This window comes from Paenibacillus kribbensis (genome assembly GCF_001705305.1).
Taxonomy (GTDB): Bacteria; Bacillota; Bacilli; order Paenibacillales; family Paenibacillaceae; genus Paenibacillus; species Paenibacillus kribbensis_B.
Genome location: NZ_MCBP01000001.1, coordinates 413,413 through 431,454, shown reverse-complemented (window position 1 = coordinate 431,454; position 18,042 = coordinate 413,413). Strand labels below are relative to the sequence as shown.

Below are 18,042 nucleotides of genomic sequence, written 5' to 3'. Positions count from 1 at the left end.
ATATTGATACAATACGTCAAAATAAAAGAAGTAAACCCTTACATAAATCAATATTATTATAGTAAGGATTTTGAAAAAATCCAACAGGCGATTGGAAGTCAACAATTTTAAAGATGGGAACGGAGGAACAAACAGATGAAATTTACAGATGGCTATTGGTTGGTTCGCAAGGGCTATGAAATACAAAATCCTGCTGAAATCCGTGATATTGTGACGGATGATGCTTCCATGACGGTATACGCGGCGACCCACCGGATCGAGCATAAAGGAGATACACTGAATGGGGCGTTGCTGAAAGTGACCTATAGCTCGCCTATGCCGAATGTTATTCGGGTGCGTCTGAACCACCATAAGGGACGGGTGCATCTAGGACCGGATTTTGAGATTCACACCTTGCCGACAGAAGTGGACATTGCGGTCGATGAGAACGAAGCAGTGCTGAAAAGCGGCGACTTGAGCGTGCGGGTCGGGCGTGGAAAGAGCTGGGACGTAGGCTTTTATGTGGGGGATCGCAAAATCACAGGCAGTGGACATCGAGGACCTGGCTATATTACAGACCCGCAGGAGCAGCCTTTTTTCCGGGAGCAGCTGGAGTTGGGTATCGGGGAGTATATATATGGCCTTGGGGAGCGGTTCACTCCGTTTGTGAAAAACGGACAAGTGGTCGATATATGGAATGAAGACGGCGGCACGAGCAGTGAGCAGGCGTATAAAAATATTCCATTTTATCTGTCTAACAAAGGGTACGGTGTATTTGTGAATCATCCTGAAAAGGTATCCTATGAGATAGCATCGGAAAATGTCTCGAAGGTACAGTTTAGCGTCTCCGGCGAATCGTTGGAGTATTTTATTATTGGCGGAGCCAATCCTAAAGAGGTGCTGGATAATTACACCAAGCTGACGGGGAAACCTGCTTTGCCGCCTGCCTGGACCTTTGGTTTGTGGCTGACGACTTCATTCACGACAGATTATGATGAAGCGACAGTGAATCATTTTGTAGACGGAATGGCTGAGCGGGATTTGCCACTTTCGGTCTTCCATTTTGACTGCTTCTGGATGAAGGAATACCAATGGTGCGATTTCCAGTGGGATCAAGATATGTTCCCAGACCCGGAAGGCATGCTGCAACGATTGAAAGCCAAGGGCCTCAAAATTTGCGCATGGATCAACCCGTATATTGCGGAAAAATCTATTTTGTTCGATGAAGGCATGGAGAACGGCTATCTGGTCAAAACCGCCGATGGCAGCGTCTGGCAATGGGATATGTGGCAGGCAGGAATGGCGCTGGTTGACTTCACGAATCCGGCTGCCGTAGCTTGGTATCAGGATAAGCTGAAGGTGCTGCTGGATCAGGGCGTGGATTGCTTCAAAACCGACTTTGGTGAGCGTATTCCTACGCATGGGGTTTATCATGACGGCTCCGATCCGATGAAAATGCATAACTACTATACACATTTGTACAACAAGGCTGTTTTTGATGTACTGGAGGAAAAGCTGGGCAAAAATGAAGCAGCGTTATTTGCGCGTTCTGCTACAGCCGGGGGACAACAGTTTCCGGTTCACTGGGGCGGCGACTGCTCGTCGACGTATGAGTCGATGGCAGAATCATTGCGGGGCGGCTTATCGCTTGGCTTGAGCGGCTTTGGCTTCTGGAGCCATGACATTAGCGGCTTTGAGCTAACGGCTGCGCCAGACGTGTACAAACGGTGGGTACAGTTTGGACTGTTGTCCTCCCACAGCCGTCTGCACGGGAATGAGTCGTACCGTGTGCCTTGGCTGTTTGATGAAGAATCGGTGGATGTGGTGCGCAGCTTTACCAAACTCAAATGCTCGCTGATGCCGTACCTGTACTCGTCGGCTGTGGAATCTTCGGTGAAGGGACTGCCGATGATGCGGGCTATGGTACTGGAGTTCCCGCAGGACCCAACCTGTGCAACACTGGATCTGCAATATATGCTGGGAGATTCCATCCTGGTGGCCCCGATCTTTAATAAACAAGGAGACGTACAGTATTACGCACCAGAGGGTCAGTGGACCAACTTATTGACGAATGAAAGCGTAACGGGTGGACGCTGGGTCAACGAGCATCACGATTTTACAACCCTGCCTGTACTTGTGAAGCCGAATACGCTGCTCGCGATCGGTCATGAAGACAGCCGTCCGGATTATGATTACGCGGAGCAAGTGGCACTCCATTTGTTTGAGCTCGGTGAAGGCCAGCAGGCTCGGACTGTTATCGTGAATACGTCAGGTCAAGAAGAGCTGACGGTCACTGCCAGCCGCAAGGATTCGACCATTACGGTGAAGGCAGAGGGTGCCGTTAAGCCTTGGTCATTAGTTCTGCGCGGAATCCATGGGGCTGTTCAAGTGGAAGATGGCACCAGCCGTCCGGGGGACCAAGGGTTAATCATTACACCCGCCTCCAGCGGACAGCAGGAGCTTATCATTCACTTGGGCTAGGTAAAGGCGCTCGTTTGCGGGTAAAAATTGCATAGTATAACTTGCATAGTATAGCGATTGGATCGCAAAAAAGGGTTTGCCTGATTATACGGGCAGGCCCTTTTTTGCTCCTGGGTTGTCTATAAGGGGATTTTCAACTTTGACTTTGAATTGCCGTTGCCGTCTATGCTTGCTGGAGCAGCAGCGGTACAATATACTGCCGGAAAATATCCACAGGGGTCCGTTTCTTTTTGAATTTATCAGCGGTAACGACAACTACCATGTCATATGATGGGACGACAACAATATATTGACCACCAAAGCCGAGTGCGTAATAATACGCTGTTTCAGTATTTTTTGCTTTTTTGTCTAAACCTGTATCGTCCAAAAAGGAAGAAGTCCACCAGTGCCAGCCGTAGAATGCTTTTTGTGGTTTGGCGGCCGGAAGGAACGGACGGGTGGAGTAACGGGCCGTTTCCGTTTGGATGAGCTGGCGTCCATCCCAGCCTCCTTCGTTCAGATAAAGCCGTCCGAATTTGAGCATGTCCATCGGCTTGAGACGTAGCCCGAAGCCTCCAGTATGAGTGCCTTGAGGGTCGGTTTCCCAATAATAGCTTTCGATACCGAGTGGTTGGAATAATTGCTGCTCGGCGAATTCAGCTACCGTTTGTCCGGAAGCATGACGCAGTATGGTGGCCAAAAGCTGGGAACAGCCAGAACTGTACTCCATTCGTGTACCCGGTAGATCTGATAATGGCTGCGAAAGTACAAATTGCACCCAATCTGACGTTTTGCTCATGGTCGGAAAAGAATTTTGTCCGCCAAATTCCGTCCAGCTAAAGCCTGCCGACATCGTTAGCAGATGCTCAATCGTAATATCACGCTTTTGAGGGTCGATGTCCGCAGCAAGACTGGGGAAAAATTCGAGGATTGGTGTGTCCGATTGCGGTACGAGCTGTTGGTCCATGGCAATACAGATTAATGCCGACAACACGCTTTTAGTACAGGAATTTATTTTATAGAGTTCGTTTGCGATTTCAGGCTCACGATAGTATTCCAATATCATCTTCCCCTGTTGCTCAATCAGGCAACTACGGGTTTCCAACTCGTGAAGCTCGTGAATAAGCGAGGTAAGCTCCAAACTTTTCATGCAGGTCCTCCTTGAGGCTTATGGCATACAAATACATAGTATATCATTTTAATCATTTAAATCCGACAAATAAAAGCCTGAAAACTTCAAAAAAACACGGAATTAAACGATATATAATAAGTTGACATTTTAATCAGACATAACTGGGGGACAGATTTATGAATGTAACAATCAAGACCAAGATGATTCTTAGCGCGCTGCTTATTCCAGGTGTGATTGCGGCCATGCTGCTGACAAATTACATTTTAAGCGTACATAGCGAGAACGAGTACAAGCATATTTTGAACCGTGAGGAGAAGATTGCATATAACTCAAAGTCGCTTCAATTTTTGTTGAACGGAATATCCAATGATGAGCGGGGATATTTGCTGACTCGGGACGAGCAGTACGGGCGAGGGATTGAAAACAAGCAGAGTGAAATTGTAAAGCTGCTGCAGGAGACAGAAACTTTGCTGGATACAGGCAGTGAGGATATGAAGAAAAAAATGGCTGATCTCAAGACAGGGATTAATGGCTATATGAACCAGGTTCATAGCTTAATGAATACAGCGGGATATCGGAGTACAAAAGACACGTTCCCGCCATTTTCCGATTTGCTGGGCGATTTTGAAAATGAACGGGTTCTGCGCAAGCAGCTTGATGTAAAGATGATAGCCTTCGTCAAAGCTCAAGAGGACATGGTGACGGCGAAAGTGCAACAGGCACATCGAACGATGACGAACACAACCTTGATTACGAGCATCGTAGGATTTCTTATTATCATTTATAGTATTGCTCAATCCATCATTTTGATTCGTTCTATTCGTCCGTTACACCATATGAATGAGCAGTTGTTGGAAATGTCAAAAGGTGGAGGAGATTTGCGCGGCCGACTTGATATTACGTCCAAAGATGAGATTGGCATGATTGCCAGCTCTTACAATAAGCTTATCGAGGGATTTCGCAATATTATAGTGGATGCTCAGGATACGGCTCGTACATTATCCGTCACCGCTGAGCGGGTTAGCGTAAGTACCGGGGAAATGAACCAGGCTAATCGTCATACGTCCGGTGTCATGGAAGAGCTTGCGACTGGTATGGAGCATCAGGTCAATGATATTACACAAACCACAGATACTGTGAAGGAACTGGCCCATGAACTGGAGCATATTGCAGTGACGAGCCAACAGGTGTATGAGCTGTCTGATTCAGCTGCCAAAGATGCGAAAGCGGGGGAACAATCGATAGGTCAGGCCATGCGCCAGATGGAAAAAGTAAGCGAGAGCGTAGACAGCTCTGCACGTGCAGTACGTTTGCTTAGTGAACAGGCCGAACAAATTGGAATGATCGGCTCCGTCATTACCGGAATTGCCAAGCAGACAGGAATGCTCGCGCTTAACGCATCTATTGAAGCGGCAAGAGCGGGAGAGCAGGGCAAAGGATTTGCTGTGGTAGCCTCAGAAGTCAGAACATTGGCTGAGCAGGTAACAGTCTCGGCAGCGGAAATCACACAATTTGTGCAAAATATTCAGGATCATGTCGGAAATGTGTCATCCAGTATGGAGGCCGGGACGGTTGAAGTGCAGTCCGGTGTAAAGGTCATGCAATCCGCCGAAACAGCATTTCGTCAGATTGGAAGTTCCATTCACCAGGTCAGCGAACAGATTCACAGTGTAAATCGGTCTGTGGAACAGATGTCCAGCGGATCAGAACGGATGGTGGAAGCCGTAGAACGGATTCGCGAGGTTGCGGAGCAGACTGCAGGGGGAACGCAGAGCGTCAGCGCAGCGGCTGAAGAGCAGATGGCTTCCATGGAGGAAATTGCATCATCTATTCACACGCTGGCGGATATGTCGCAGCTTCTGAATGCAAGGGTCGGAGGATTTAAGGTATAGCCGCATAAATCCACACCTATGTAAACACAATAATACCTGTTCCAAGAATCTGTACAGCTGTGTTATTACTTGTACAAAGGTGGTAACGGGATGCAACAAAATAAAAGAATTCTGCTTGCATTAGGTTCCATCCCGCTGATGATGACGCTAGGTAATTCAATGCTGATTCCTGTATTGCCGGAAATTGGACGTAAGCTGCATGTAAATTCTTTTCGCATAAGCATGTTGATTACAGTATATGCAGTTGTGGCTATTTTGCTGATCCCGATTGCAGGTTATCTCTCCGACCGATTTGGACGCAAAGCAGTGATCGTTCCCAGTCTGATACTGACGGTTATTGGAGGGGGAATTTCTGCGGTGGGAGCATGGCTGCTTCAAGATCTGGCAGCGTATTGGACCATTATAGGAGGTCGTCTACTTCAGGGCGCGGGAGCGGCAGGAGCTTTTCCAATCGTCATTCCGCTTGTGGGTGATTTGTATGAGGACGAGAATGAGGCCAGCAAGAACCTGGGTGTGGTCGAGACCTATAATACATTTGGAAAAGTGTTAAGTCCGATACTCGGTGCCGCATTGGGAGCAGTTCTGTGGTTTTTGCCACTGGCGGTGATTCCAGTCCTCTGTCTGATTTCGCTTATTTTAGTGCTTTGGCTGATCCATGTGCCTATGCGCAAGAATCAACCGATTACGTTTCGAGAATTTGCTGGAAAAGTAAAGCAGGTGCTTGCCGAAAAAGGACGCTGGCTTTATGCCATTTTTGCCATGGGCGGTATTTGTATGTTCGTCATTTTTGGCGTCTTATTCTACTTGTCCGACATACTGGAAAGTCGTTACCACCTTCATGGAGTCTGGAAAGGCTTTGTGCTGGCTATCCCGCTGATTTCCCTTTGTCTGTGCTCTTATTTGGGGGGCAAGATCATTGGCAAGCATAAAAAGCGCATGAAATGGATTGGCTTGAGCGGTCTGGCGATATTGACGATTAGCTTTGGTATTCTCGGCTTTTTTGAACATATCTATGTGGTGATCGGATTGTTCACACTAGGGGGCGGGGGAATTGGGCTGGCACTGCCTTGTTTGGATGCCTTGATTACAAAGGGGATTGAAAAAGAGGAGCGCGGAACCATTACTGCCTTGTACAGCAGCATGCGCTTTGTTGGGGTGTCGTTAGGTCCGCCGGTTGTATCCTTACTGCAGGGTCGCAGCGGACATGCTCTGCTTTTTGGCGTAATGGCCGGAGTGGGAGGGGTGGCCGCTCTGTTGATGCTGCTTGCGGTCAAACCGGAGCAGGATGAAACGGCAGATGACGCATCCGTTAATCATGTGAAAACGACCGAAGGGCTGACAGGAGTGACGCCAAATAAGCCACTTTCTTCCAAGCGAAGACGTAAAACTCCTGCCAAATAAAAGCACATATGTTTCCAAATAAAAAAGCAGCCGAAACCATAAAGCATGGTAACGGATGCTTTTTTATTACCCCTCAAGAGGTACATGCGTTTTAGACCTGCGGCTTGCGATGATTTGCATGACATAGATCAGCAGGAACAGCACAATAAACAGAGAGGAAAGACGGTACATCCACGCATAGTCGCTTGCTTTGGCGATAATGCCAAGGATCAGCGCTCCGGTAGCGACCCCGAAATCGAGGGAATTGAGAAACATACCGTTTGCCATGCCCCTCTGCTTGGGAGATACGACTTGAATCATCCAGGTTTGCAGGGTCGGTTGTATAACACCGAAGCCGATACCGTAGCAAAGAGCAGACAGATACATGAAGGCGTCACTGTGAGCGTAGGAAAGTAGGATCAGCCCGCCAATCAGAAACAGGGAGCCGGGGATGAGCAGTGCTTTTGCCCCTTTTTTATCATAAATACGGCCTGAGAAGGGGCGGACAATCAGTACGGATAGCGCATTGAACAGGAAAAAGTAAGCCGGGTGCGAAAGATGAGCTTCATCCCCGTAAAGCGCCATAAAGCTGATTAATCCGCCATATGTGATCGACATCAGCATATTCAGCAAGGCGGGAATCCATAATTTGCGATTAAATGCAGGTTTTCGCCCCTCTTCCAAAGGAACCATCGGCGGTTCGATATGCCCCTTGGGCAATGTACGAACCAGCCAGTAAGCCAGTGGAAAAATAACAACAATCACGGCTGATGTTGTAAATACAAGCAGGTTAAAGCTGCCGTTTTGAAGCATGGATATGCCTATAGTCGGTCCAATGGACATGGATAAGCTGGTGGACAAACTGAAAAATCCCATTCCTTCACCAAGACGTTTGGGCGGGATCACGTTAGAGGCCATCGTTGGAAAGGCGGTGCTGCTCATGCCAAAGCCGATCCCAAACAGCATACGCATGAGCAGGAGTACCGCAATCGTTGGTGAAACACTGTATCCCAGCGTTGCTACGAGAGCAAACAGCAGTCCGACAAAAATCAGGGTGCTGCGGTGTCCTTTTTCCAGCATGCGGGCAGAAAAAAGCCTTGCTGCTATTGCGCTTAATGCGAACAATGTCGTAACGAGACTGACCTGAATGGAGGTGGCGTGGAATGCATTTTTCACATAGGAAGGAATGGAAGATACGATCATCTGTAATTCCAGAAACAAAAATAGATTGGAAACCGTAAGAACGATGAATTCCTTGGTCCAAAGAGGTTGCTTGCCTTGTTGCATATTAATCGTTCTCTCCTTGTTTCTCTGATTCGCTTATGTTGGCGTGAATTTGTAAAAGCGTTTGGCGGAATTGCTGCAGCTCGTCAGAAGAAATTCCCTTTACAAAATCGAGGTTCACATCACGTTCCAAAGGAAGCGTCTTCTCAACCAACTGGCGTCCCGCCACAGTCAAATGAAGCAAATAAGCCCGGCGATCCTGGGGACTATTCACACGTCGCACCCAGCCCTTCTTGTCGAGCAAATCAATAATTCGAGTCGTAGTAGGCTGATCCTTTACGGCCTTGGCTGCAATTTCTTTCTGATTTAAACCCTCGGCCTGATAGATTTGGTACAGAACCGACCATTGCTCTGGGGAAATATCATAAGGTTTAAGGCGATTTGTGAGCTGTTGACTCATTTTCCGATGAGTAATCCCCAGCAGCATGCCAATGGAACAATCGGGAGGCAAGTTATGCATTAAGCTACCCCTTTCTGTTTTTTCCCTAAATAAATTATTCCGAAATCAATTAATTGTTAAAACAATTATATGTAAAACAAATTGTTTTGTCAAAAAAATTTGTGTAAGGAGGGAAGTGATGAATGTTGCCATTGTAGCCGCCTTGAGGAAGAGGGAGGGGAAATGAGCAAAAAACAGCCCGCAATATACGGGCTGTTCGTGTAACGCAATATAGTTTGCCATGAATGGCGAATTAAGCTTTAGGTACAGTTTCCCAGTCCTTCAGGAAGCGTTCAATACCGCTGTCTGTCAGTGGGTGTTTCCACAGGGAAGGAAGCAAGGAACCTGGAATCGTGGCGATATGCGCTCCAGCCAGAGCAGCATCTTCCACATGCTTGATGTTACGGATCGAAGCTGCGATGATTTCGGATTTCAGATCATGGAAATCCAAAATTTGTCTCAGATCACGAATCAGCTTCATACCGTCAACAGCAATATCGTCCAGACGGCCTACGAATGGGCTGATAAAAGTAGCGCCAGCTTTGGCAGCCATCAGACCTTGAGCTGCGGAGAAAATCAGTGTTACATTCGTTTTGATTCCGTTCTTGGTCAGCTCGTTACAAGCGTACAAGCCGTCTTCGGTCATAGGCAGCTTGATAACGACGTTAGGTGCCCATTTCGCAATGTCATAAGCTTCCTTGAGCATATCTTCAGCCTTCAGGCCAATAACCTCAGCGCTTACAGGGCCTTCGACGATACTGCAAATCTCCTGAATGACTTCCTTGAACACTCGGCCTTCCTTGGCGATCAGCGAAGGGTTCGTTGTTACACCATCAACCAGACCCAAACGTTCAATACGTTTGATTTCTTCAATGTTACCAGTATCCAGGAAAAATTTCATTTGATTTCCTCCTCAGGGTTTTATCATACATAATACATATCAAGCACGATGTGCATGAACATATTTAAATGTAGCTTATTGCACACGTTAAACTTATAATTAGTATGTATTACATTTTTAATTGTGACACATTTTAAATTTGAAAACAAGCGGTACATGATTAAAATTTGATGAATTGTCGGAAAATGCTGAAATTTGCCGATCTATGCTCATCTATAATGTATACTACCCCATTTTATAAGGAGGTAATCATGATTCAACTGTCCGAAAGACAGCGTGAAATCGTTGATATTGTCCAGCGCCTGGCGCCTGTTACGGGGGACAAAATTGCCGAAGAGCTGGGGCTGACACGACCGACACTCCGTTCTGATCTGGCATTGCTCGTGATGCTCGGGCTGGTGGATGCCAAGCCCAAGGTAGGGTACTTGCCAGGGCGTTACCCAAAATATGATAGCCATGTCGGCAGTATGCTGAAAAAGCTGACTGTGGCTGATATACTTAGTGAACCGATCTTGATATCCGGCGATGCTACCGCCTATGATGCCGTGTTGATGCTATTTCAGCAAAATACAGGGACGCTAATGGTTACAGGGGAGGAGCAGGAGTTCATTGGCATTGTTACCCGCAAGGATTTGCTGAAGGTCATGCTGGGACATACGGATCTTCACACTGTTCCCGTGACTATGGCTATGACGCGACGGGCACAGATGACAACGCTGCTTCCGGGGGATTCCTTGCTGGAGGCCATATCGAGGCTGGTGCGTCATCAGGTCAATTGCCTTCCGGTTCTGGACGAGCAATGTGCCTTCCCAACTCAAATTCAGGGGCTGGTGGGACGGGTTACAAAAACGGACATCATGAACGCCATTTTGAGCCTGACGGAGGAAAGGACATAAAACAATAAGGGGGCCTTATATGTACTGGTTGGCCATGCTGACGATGCTGATTGACCATGTCGGACTTGTATTTTTCCCGGCAGATCCGGCTTGGAGAATTGCCGGCAGGCTTGCTTTTCCCATCTATGCGTACGCGTTGTATTTGGGGTATGCCCGGACAAAAGATATGCGAAGCTACATGTTCCGTCTACTTGGGCTCGCTCTGATTTCCCAATTACCCTATATGCTGGCATTTGATGTGTACAGACCGAATGTGATCTGGACGCTGTTGGTTTCATTGCTGGCGCTGACTGCCGCGTCCCGCTTGAAGCATTGGGCGGCAATTACGTGCCTGTATGTCCTGACAGCTCTGATCATGGAGCTTAGCATGATGGATTACGGAGCCTATGGCCTGCTGCTTGTCCTTATATATCGGTACACACGTTCATATATGATGGTTGCTGCCCATTTTGCTTTGAACGTGGTGTATGATCTGGTGCATCATGCGAATATCCAGCATTTTAGTCTGCTGTCCAGCATTCTGATCGCATGTTTTGCAACTGGAGAGAGCGGATTTTATAGTCGGGTTCCGCGTTGGCTGTGGCGCAGCTTTTACCCGGTGCATTTGGCTGTTATTGCGGCGATTCGCATTTGGCTCTAATTTTAATCTCATCAACCCAAAAGAACCTTTAAACCAGAGCATAGGGACGGGACTGGCCCCATACATGGTTTAAAGGTTCTTTTTTTATCTTAAAATGAACTGGACAACATTTATGATACCTTGTTGGGACCTTGGGCAAAAGGCAATGGCCGAAGGGGAGCGCCCTCCTTCATATATTGCACCAAGACTTCCGGAATGTTGTGTATTCCGCCTGCATTGACGCGATAGCCGTTCATTTGTCCGGGCGAATTAATGCCACGCTTCACCGTGAACGTGACGTTAATGCCCAGGGAACGGCAAATCTTCAGCGTTTCCTCGGTATATCCGCCGTAAGGGAAGGCAAGAACGTTCTGATCATTGTGCAGATGCTTGAACAGCTTCTTGTCAGCCGTATCCAGATCGGTGTATACCCGCTGTTTAAACTCTTCCTCGGTTTCCATTCGTTCCAGCTTTTTCGAATACACCGGACCCATCAGCAGCGGTTTTTGCTTGGTGCGTGCTGTGTTGGTATATCCGTATGCATGCTGGTCATTGGTATGATTATAAAAATCAATCCCCTCGGCATGCATTTGCTGAATTTGATCCCATGTCAGCTTTCGAATACCAATGTGCTTGGGATTGCTGATGGTGGACGTGATGAGAAAATTGGTCGCCGGTACACGGTATCTTTTCAACACCGGAAAGGTGTCCGTATAAAAGGATTCATAACCATCGTCAAATGTCATAAGCACCGCATTATCGGGGACCTTGGCTTTATGTAAAATAAAGTCCGTGTACTCTTTCATGGTAATCCAGCGAAAGCCGTTCGCCTTCATTTCGTCCAATTGCTTCGTAAAATTACTTAGCTTAAGAGCACCGGGATCAGGTGGAGTCTTGGTCACCTCATGATACATCAGGACAATGACTTTGTTTTGGTAATATACTTTATCCGGCGTAGGTGTAAGTGAGAACAAATGGCGTACCAGTCGGTCTGCATGAGCCGTGCGTGTCCGGTGAGTTCCTTTAGCCACAGGTGTGTGATATATGGTACGTGCTTCATACACCAAAATTCCCAGAACAGCCATCAAGCTTATGATCAGCAGCGTTCTTTTTAAAAAAATGTGTTTCATTTGAATGACATCCCCCGCATGCAAAAATTCTGAGTATAAGAGGTTAATGCTAAATTTAAAACTAGCAAAATCTAGTCTATCATACCTAATACACGCGGGGGAAATATCACAACTTTGTTACCTCTGTGTTGCTTTTGCGGATACCGATGATGAAGCCGGGAAATAACCGATCTCAACGGCATGCTGGATCATGTTTCGAATAAATTTCAGGTCGGTTACCGGGCATTGGACGCCCGCCTGCTCCAGCAGCGCCGCGGTTACAGTGCATCCGTACCTATAAGCAGAATCCTTGGCTCCGTCGCCTTCAAGCTGCCCCATAGCCAGATGAAGCGCATCCTCCTGAATACCGGAAGACGGATTCAGCAGCCAAGCACTGTAATCGTCAAAAGGCAGGGTTTCCACAACATAGCCAAGCTGGTTGACCATAGCAATCAGTTCGTCATACGGAAGTGGGTTCGGATTGCAGATATGGAAAATGCGGTTCGCGCTTTTTTGATGAACGGACAGCTCTACGATCGCGCGGCTGGCATAATCAATCGGCGTGAAGTCTGTATGCCAATCAGCCTGCGGCGCCTTGCCCAGCAGCAGCATCGCTTTCATCATACGGTAGTAAGCATTGCTGTCGATATTACGCTGGAAGCGTCCGTTCGCCGAGTGGGCCGTCAAATTACCTGCACGATAGATGGAGACAGGCGTACCTGCCTGAGCCGCTTGGAACAACAGCTTTTCTGCCGCCAGTTTACTGTTCGTGTACAGGTTGTCCACGTTCAGATTATCCGTGAAGGAAGACAGATCCAATACGGATTCCCATTTTCCCTCGTTTGCCAGATCCTCAGGTATGCCCATCGTTGAGACATGATGGAAGGATACTCCCGGCTTCGCTTGGGCGATTTTCAGCAGCTCCAGCGTCCCGGTCACATTCGTACGATCAAAGGCTGCTGAATCGCCAAAATGGCGGACGTCAGCGGCGCTGTGAATGATGCCGTCGATTTGATGCTCCAGCATATGACGGTCTACAGAAGAGAGGCCAAGGCCTGTCTGCTCCAGATCTCCATATACGACTTTGACTCGTCCCTCGATCAAGTCAGAGATACCGGGTCCGAAATATCCTGTCATGACAGATTGAATACGCTCGATACCGGATGGACCGTCCTGGGAAGGGCGTACCATCGCGTATACTTGGGCTTCTGTCCGTTGAAGCAGGTCATACAGAATGTGTGAACCAAGATAGCCTGTAGCTCCGGTCAACAAAATAACACGCATGTCGCGCACTTCAGCGATATCCGAATTGCTGGACAGCTCGATCGGATGCTCATTCAGGTCTGTTTTTTCTTGAGGAACCGTCCCTGCTTTGCGTTGTGGCACTTGTTCTGTCCCTAATTGCTCTACGTATTCTGCAAGCTCGCGAATGGTTTTATAGCGGAAAAAATCTCCGATACGCAGTGCGCCATAACGCGGCTTCAAAATAGCCAGTACATGAATGACACGAAGCGAATCGCCGCCGATCAGGAAGAAATCATCGGTTGCGCCAATATTGTTTTTGCCAAGCACTTGTGCCCATGCTCCCGCAATGAGCGTTTCGGTCCCTTCCCGGACAGGCTCTCCGCCAAATGAAAGGTCAGATACTTCGGGAAGCGGGCGCAGGGCCAGTTTTTTTCGGTCAATCTTGCCAGTCGGTGAAATCGGCATGGCTTCCAGATGCACGACATGGCTCGGTACAAAATAGGAAGGCAGCTTGCTCCCGATATAAGACTGAATCACATCCTGCGGGATGGATTGTCCGTCTGAAGTGGTGAAATAGCCCACCAGCATATTTTGATCTGTATGATCCTTAACGGCTACGACAGCCACGTCCTGAACGCCCGGATGCTTGGAGAAATGGTCCTCAATCTCCCCGATTTCGATCCGGTTTCCCCGAATTTTGAGCTGCGAATCCTTCCGGCTTACGTATTCAATCGTGCCGTCTGGCAGCAGCTTGGCGATATCACCCGAGCGGTACATTTTTTCACCCGGAACAAAAGGGTTGTCCACGAACGATTGGGCTGTACGCTCCGGCTGATGGAGGTAGCCATGGGCCAGCGCAGGAGTAGCAATGCACACTTCACCTGGAATATTGACAGGGCACAGCTTGTTACCCTCGTTGACGATGTAGACTTTGTAATTGTAAATGGGTTTGCCAATCGGAATGTTAACGACATGCTCAGGCACAGCACCACGAACACGGTGGGTCGTCGTCGCCACGGTGCACTCGGTCGGTCCATATACGTTGACAATGTCTGTATCTGTGCCGAACTTGCTCTGGAACGCTCGAACCTGTGAGCCGTACAGCGCTTCGCCTGCCACGGTAACAATCCGTACTTTGGCAAGTTTGCGATAGCCTTCGTCTGATAAGTACGTAGACAGCTGATTAAAGAATACCGTCGGCAAAATGGTAATAATCGTCGTTCCGGTACGTGCGATGGCTTCTGCGAATTCTTCAACGGATACGCGTTCTTCGGAAGACAGCAGGTACAGCTTTGCACCGTAGAACAAGGCTCCAATCGTATCCCAAACGGATGCATCGAAGCTATAGGTCGCGAATTGGGTCAATACATCCTGAGGTGTGATATCGCAATCGCGTTGCACAACAGCCCCCAGGTTAACGACCCCGCGGTGAGCGATCAAGGCACCTTTCGGTTTGCCTGTCGAGCCGGATGTATAGATAACATAAGCGAGATCATCCGGACCTACATTAACGTTCGGATTGCTTGCGGCATAGCCCGCGAGTGGTCCGTTAATGGCTAGAATTTCTTTTACTGTATCAATGGAACCGCACAGTTCAGTCGCTTGCTCCATCAGTGCGGAAGTCGTTAGGACAAAGGGAGAACGCGTATCCTCAACAATGTAGCTACTCCGGTCAGCGGGATGGGCTGGATCGACAGGTACGTACACACCACCGGCTTTCAGGATGCCGAGCAGGGAAATAACGGTCTCCAGGCTCCGTTCCATGAAGATGGTCACGAATTCGCCTTTGGCAAGACCCTTGGACAATAACACACGTGCGACCTGGTTAGCACGTTCGTTCAGCTCCCGGTACGTATACTCTCCGGCATGGGAAGCGATAGCCGGACGATCAGGATATTGTGAAGCCGCCTCCTCAAACATTCCGTGAATGGTTTGATGCTCAGGATACTTCACGACTGTATTATTTAAAGCTTCATGAGCAGCTCGATCGGCATCAGATAATATATCAATTGAATTCACAAGAGCATGGCTGCTGATTAGTGCGCCACGCAGAAGGGTTTCGAAATATTCTGCATACCGGACAATCGTTGTTTCCAGAAGGAGTGAATCATCATACCGTATCTGTATTTGATAAGAGCCGCTGTTTTCGCTGACAGCCCAGTCCAGAATACGGGATTCTGCACCGCCGTCTGTAGGCAGATTTGCCGAAAATGACGTATCGGCTTGCGGTTCTGCCAGGTAAGCGTCAGACTTACGAAGCATTTCCTGAAACAAGCCTGTCAGTCCATGGAAAGTCGTTTCCTTTTCGATCGTCAGTGAGGCTGTAAGCAGACCCGATTGAGGCACAAAAGTAGAAAAAGAAACTTCTTCTTCTGCGGACAGACGGTATACCCATGCGGTATACGCTGATAATAGCAACGCGTGTTTGACTTCCGCTGCTGTTTGCTGGCTCAGCAGCTCAGAGATGGACGGTTCTAGCTCTACTCGATAAGTAGAGTATGTATGCTTGCGTTGTATACGTGCAAAATCCAAGGGAACCAGGAACGGGGACGGCGCTGTTTGTGAACTGTTTTGTAGTATTGAAGCCATTACGCTTACCTCCTGAATGTTTGATATCTTCATATATGGGCAAAGTCAGCAATACCTCCCATCCCTTCAAATGCATGAACAGGAGGGAGGCATTACTGAGCGACTTGCTTATGAAAAAGCATTGGAGTCGATAGAATGGTTGTTATGATTTGGTACGGTTGGTGTCCTTAATTTTAAAATAAGAAGTAATTTCCTGAAGCTCTTCAGACATAGATGACAATTTATAGGACGAATCTATGATGGAGTCCAGAGAAGCTTTTTGTTCATCAACCGTTTGTGCAATATGAATGCTGTTGCTAGCTGTTTTGCTTACAGTGGAAGAGAGATCGTCTGCAGTTGCTGTCATTTCTTGTGTACCTGCAGAAATTTCCTCCGTAGCACTGGATACTTCTTGAATTTGCAATGCTACATTTTTAGTTGCATGCAAAATGTCATTGAACAGCTCACCAGCTTGCCCAGCTACAACGATCCCATTCTGAACTTCAACGTTACCTTTCCCCATGGAAATTACCGCTTGCCCGATTTCACTTTGGATTTCTTCTATTAGGGTTGTAATTTGTTTGGTTGCTTCTGCAGATTGCTCTGCCAGCTTGCGCACCTCACTGGCAACGACGGCAAAGCCTTTGCCTTCTTCACCGACACGCGCTGCTTCAATAGAAGCATTCAAGGCAAGCAGATTCGTCTGGCTGGAAATACCTGAAATCGTACCGATAATGTTGCCAATTTCTTGCGAACGGCTATCCAGCAGCTTGATGATACGGGATGTATTGGTAACAGAGTCTGTAATTAAATGCATTTGCGAAGAAACCTTGCCTATAATTTCGTTACCTTCGTTAGAGCGCTTCTCGACCGAATTTGCTTCTTCTGCAACAGTAGCAGAGCTGGCTGCGATATTTTGGATGACTGAAGCCATTTCAGACATGGCTCGTGCGCTATCCCCTGTTGCTTTTTCTTGTGCACGGATGTTATCCGTAATTTCATTGATATTCTGATTAATGATGTTTGAATTAACACCGTTTTGTTCGCAGATTGCGAGCAGTTCCTTCGCCGATTCATTGACTTCATCCGTTGTCTGCTTCACTTTGGTCATGATGCTGTTAATATGGCTCACCATGTCATTGAAGTTCTGATTCACCAATCCCAAATCATCCTGGCCTGCATGAATTTGAACGTCCAGATTTCCTTTGCTTACTTCGCTGATGCCGTACATGAGTTGCTTAATCGGCGTCAACGTACGTCTTACAACCCAATATTGAAGCCCCAGACAGATCAGTAGGAAAATGACCAAAATGGTTGCACCGCTAATGAGCAGCTTGGTCAATCCGGCAGGTACAGCACCGGCATCTGCATCGACAGCAAAATATGCAAAGATTTTGCCACTTGGATCTTTAATCGGAGTCATCAAAGTGGTCCATGTACCAAAAGAGTCATCGTAGAAGCTGGTGAAGGTTGGTTTGCCGCTGTCCAGCATATCGGCCAGGCTTACTGCTACGACGTTAGGCTGCTGGTACATAGCGCCAACACCCATTTTATCTTTTTCAAATGATTCTCTCAGATCGGTCGGCATCGCAACAATGGATGTCTGATCGCCGCCTTCCAGCTCCGTCCCGAAAATATAGGCATGAGCGATATTCGGATTCGTTGCCATAATATTATCCAGGTAGGCACGGAGTTTGACTTGAACGGGTCCGTCATAATTTTTTTCTTGAACGGCTTGGGATACTTCATCCGCCTTAATGCCTTGGGCCCACTTCAATGTGATTTTCTCTACTTGCCCGTGCAGTTGGTCTATCAAAATCGTACGTTGGATCAGATAGCTGGACACGATGAGGACTAGCCCGATCAATACGATGTTGAAGAATGATAATAATAAGTTCTTGGTGAAGAATGATAAGCTACTCCACTTTTTCAAAATGCTCACTCCCTGGTTGTATTTTTGTATATGGTGTTGAACCGCTTATCTAATGAGATAATCAAGTTCCCCTTACAAACGTAATAATAGAGAAAATAGACCCTTGAATTCTATGTATTAGGTCTTTAGTCCTTCTTCGAACAAGTATGTATCCTTATATATATGTCGTACAAAAAGCCCATGAAATGAATACTTCACACCATAA

General features: G+C 47.6%; 12 protein-coding genes. 5 read left to right on the top strand and 7 right to left on the bottom strand.

Annotated elements, in window-relative coordinates:
- Positions 1 to 135: 135 nt before the first annotated feature.
- A complete protein-coding gene (gene yicI / locus BAZ21_RS01955) occupies positions 136 to 2,460 on the top strand; it encodes an alpha-xylosidase (protein WP_068496545.1) in 2,325 nt (774 codons plus the stop codon).
- A 163-nt stretch (positions 2,461 to 2,623) separates the two neighbouring features.
- Here the strand turns inward: yicI and BAZ21_RS01950 are convergent, their stop codons facing one another.
- Positions 2,624 to 3,589, bottom strand: a complete 966-nt coding sequence (locus BAZ21_RS01950) for a serine hydrolase domain-containing protein (protein WP_068496544.1) — start codon at positions 3,587 to 3,589, stop codon at positions 2,624 to 2,626.
- 158 nt (positions 3,590 to 3,747) lie between these two features.
- Between BAZ21_RS01950 and BAZ21_RS01945 the strand changes: the two genes are divergently transcribed.
- Together BAZ21_RS01945 and BAZ21_RS01940 are read left to right on the top strand one after the other, a co-directional pair.
- A complete protein-coding gene (locus tag BAZ21_RS01945) occupies positions 3,748 to 5,463 on the top strand; it encodes a methyl-accepting chemotaxis protein (protein WP_068496541.1) in 1,716 nt (571 codons plus the stop codon).
- A 90-nt stretch (positions 5,464 to 5,553) separates the two neighbouring features.
- Positions 5,554 to 6,864 carry an MFS transporter gene (locus BAZ21_RS01940; RefSeq protein ID WP_068496539.1) on the top strand — a complete coding sequence of 437 codons (1,311 nt, stop codon included), beginning with the start codon at positions 5,554 to 5,556 and terminating at the stop codon, positions 6,862 to 6,864.
- 66 nt (positions 6,865 to 6,930) lie between these two features.
- Here BAZ21_RS01940 and BAZ21_RS01935 read toward each other — a convergent pair whose 3' ends face one another.
- From BAZ21_RS01935 to fsa, 3 genes are all read right to left on the bottom strand, one after another.
- The gene (locus tag BAZ21_RS01935) at positions 6,931 to 8,130 is read right to left on the bottom strand and encodes an MFS transporter (RefSeq protein ID WP_068496537.1); all 1,200 of its coding nucleotides are present in this window, start codon (positions 8,128 to 8,130) and stop codon (positions 6,931 to 6,933) included.
- A 1-nt stretch (position 8,131) separates the two neighbouring features.
- Entirely contained in the window at positions 8,132 to 8,587 is a 456-nt protein-coding gene (locus BAZ21_RS01930) for a MarR family winged helix-turn-helix transcriptional regulator (RefSeq protein WP_068496535.1), read from the bottom strand.
- 232 nt (positions 8,588 to 8,819) lie between these two features.
- Positions 8,820 to 9,467 carry a fructose-6-phosphate aldolase gene (fsa, locus tag BAZ21_RS01925; RefSeq protein WP_068496533.1) on the bottom strand — a complete coding sequence of 216 codons (648 nt, stop codon included), beginning with the start codon at positions 9,465 to 9,467 and terminating at the stop codon, positions 8,820 to 8,822.
- A 185-nt stretch (positions 9,468 to 9,652) separates the two neighbouring features.
- Between fsa and BAZ21_RS01920 the strand changes: the two genes are divergently transcribed.
- Together BAZ21_RS01920 and BAZ21_RS01915 are read left to right on the top strand one after the other, a co-directional pair.
- Complete coding sequence (locus BAZ21_RS01920; RefSeq protein ID WP_068496531.1) at positions 9,653 to 10,363, top strand: CBS domain-containing protein; 711 nt, start codon at positions 9,653 to 9,655, stop codon at positions 10,361 to 10,363.
- A 19-nt stretch (positions 10,364 to 10,382) separates the two neighbouring features.
- Positions 10,383 to 11,003 (top strand): TraX family protein, encoded by a 621-nt coding sequence (locus tag BAZ21_RS01915; RefSeq protein ID WP_068496529.1) that lies wholly within the window; start codon positions 10,383 to 10,385, stop codon positions 11,001 to 11,003.
- A 110-nt stretch (positions 11,004 to 11,113) separates the two neighbouring features.
- Here BAZ21_RS01915 and BAZ21_RS01910 read toward each other — a convergent pair whose 3' ends face one another.
- The 3 genes from BAZ21_RS01910 to BAZ21_RS01900 all read right to left on the bottom strand — a co-directional run bounded on the left by BAZ21_RS01910 (position 11,114) and on the right by BAZ21_RS01900 (position 17,837).
- Entirely contained in the window at positions 11,114 to 12,112 is a 999-nt protein-coding gene (locus BAZ21_RS01910; RefSeq protein WP_068496527.1) for a polysaccharide deacetylase family protein, read from the bottom strand.
- Between the two features lie 117 nt (positions 12,113 to 12,229).
- Positions 12,230 to 15,925 (bottom strand): non-ribosomal peptide synthetase family protein, encoded by a 3,696-nt coding sequence (locus BAZ21_RS01905; protein WP_068496525.1) that lies wholly within the window; start codon positions 15,923 to 15,925, stop codon positions 12,230 to 12,232.
- Positions 15,926 to 16,067: 142 nt separating this feature from the next.
- Positions 16,068 to 17,837 carry a methyl-accepting chemotaxis protein gene (locus BAZ21_RS01900; RefSeq protein ID WP_068496523.1) on the bottom strand — a complete coding sequence of 590 codons (1,770 nt, stop codon included), beginning with the start codon at positions 17,835 to 17,837 and terminating at the stop codon, positions 16,068 to 16,070.
- Positions 17,838 to 18,042 lie beyond the last annotated feature (205 nt).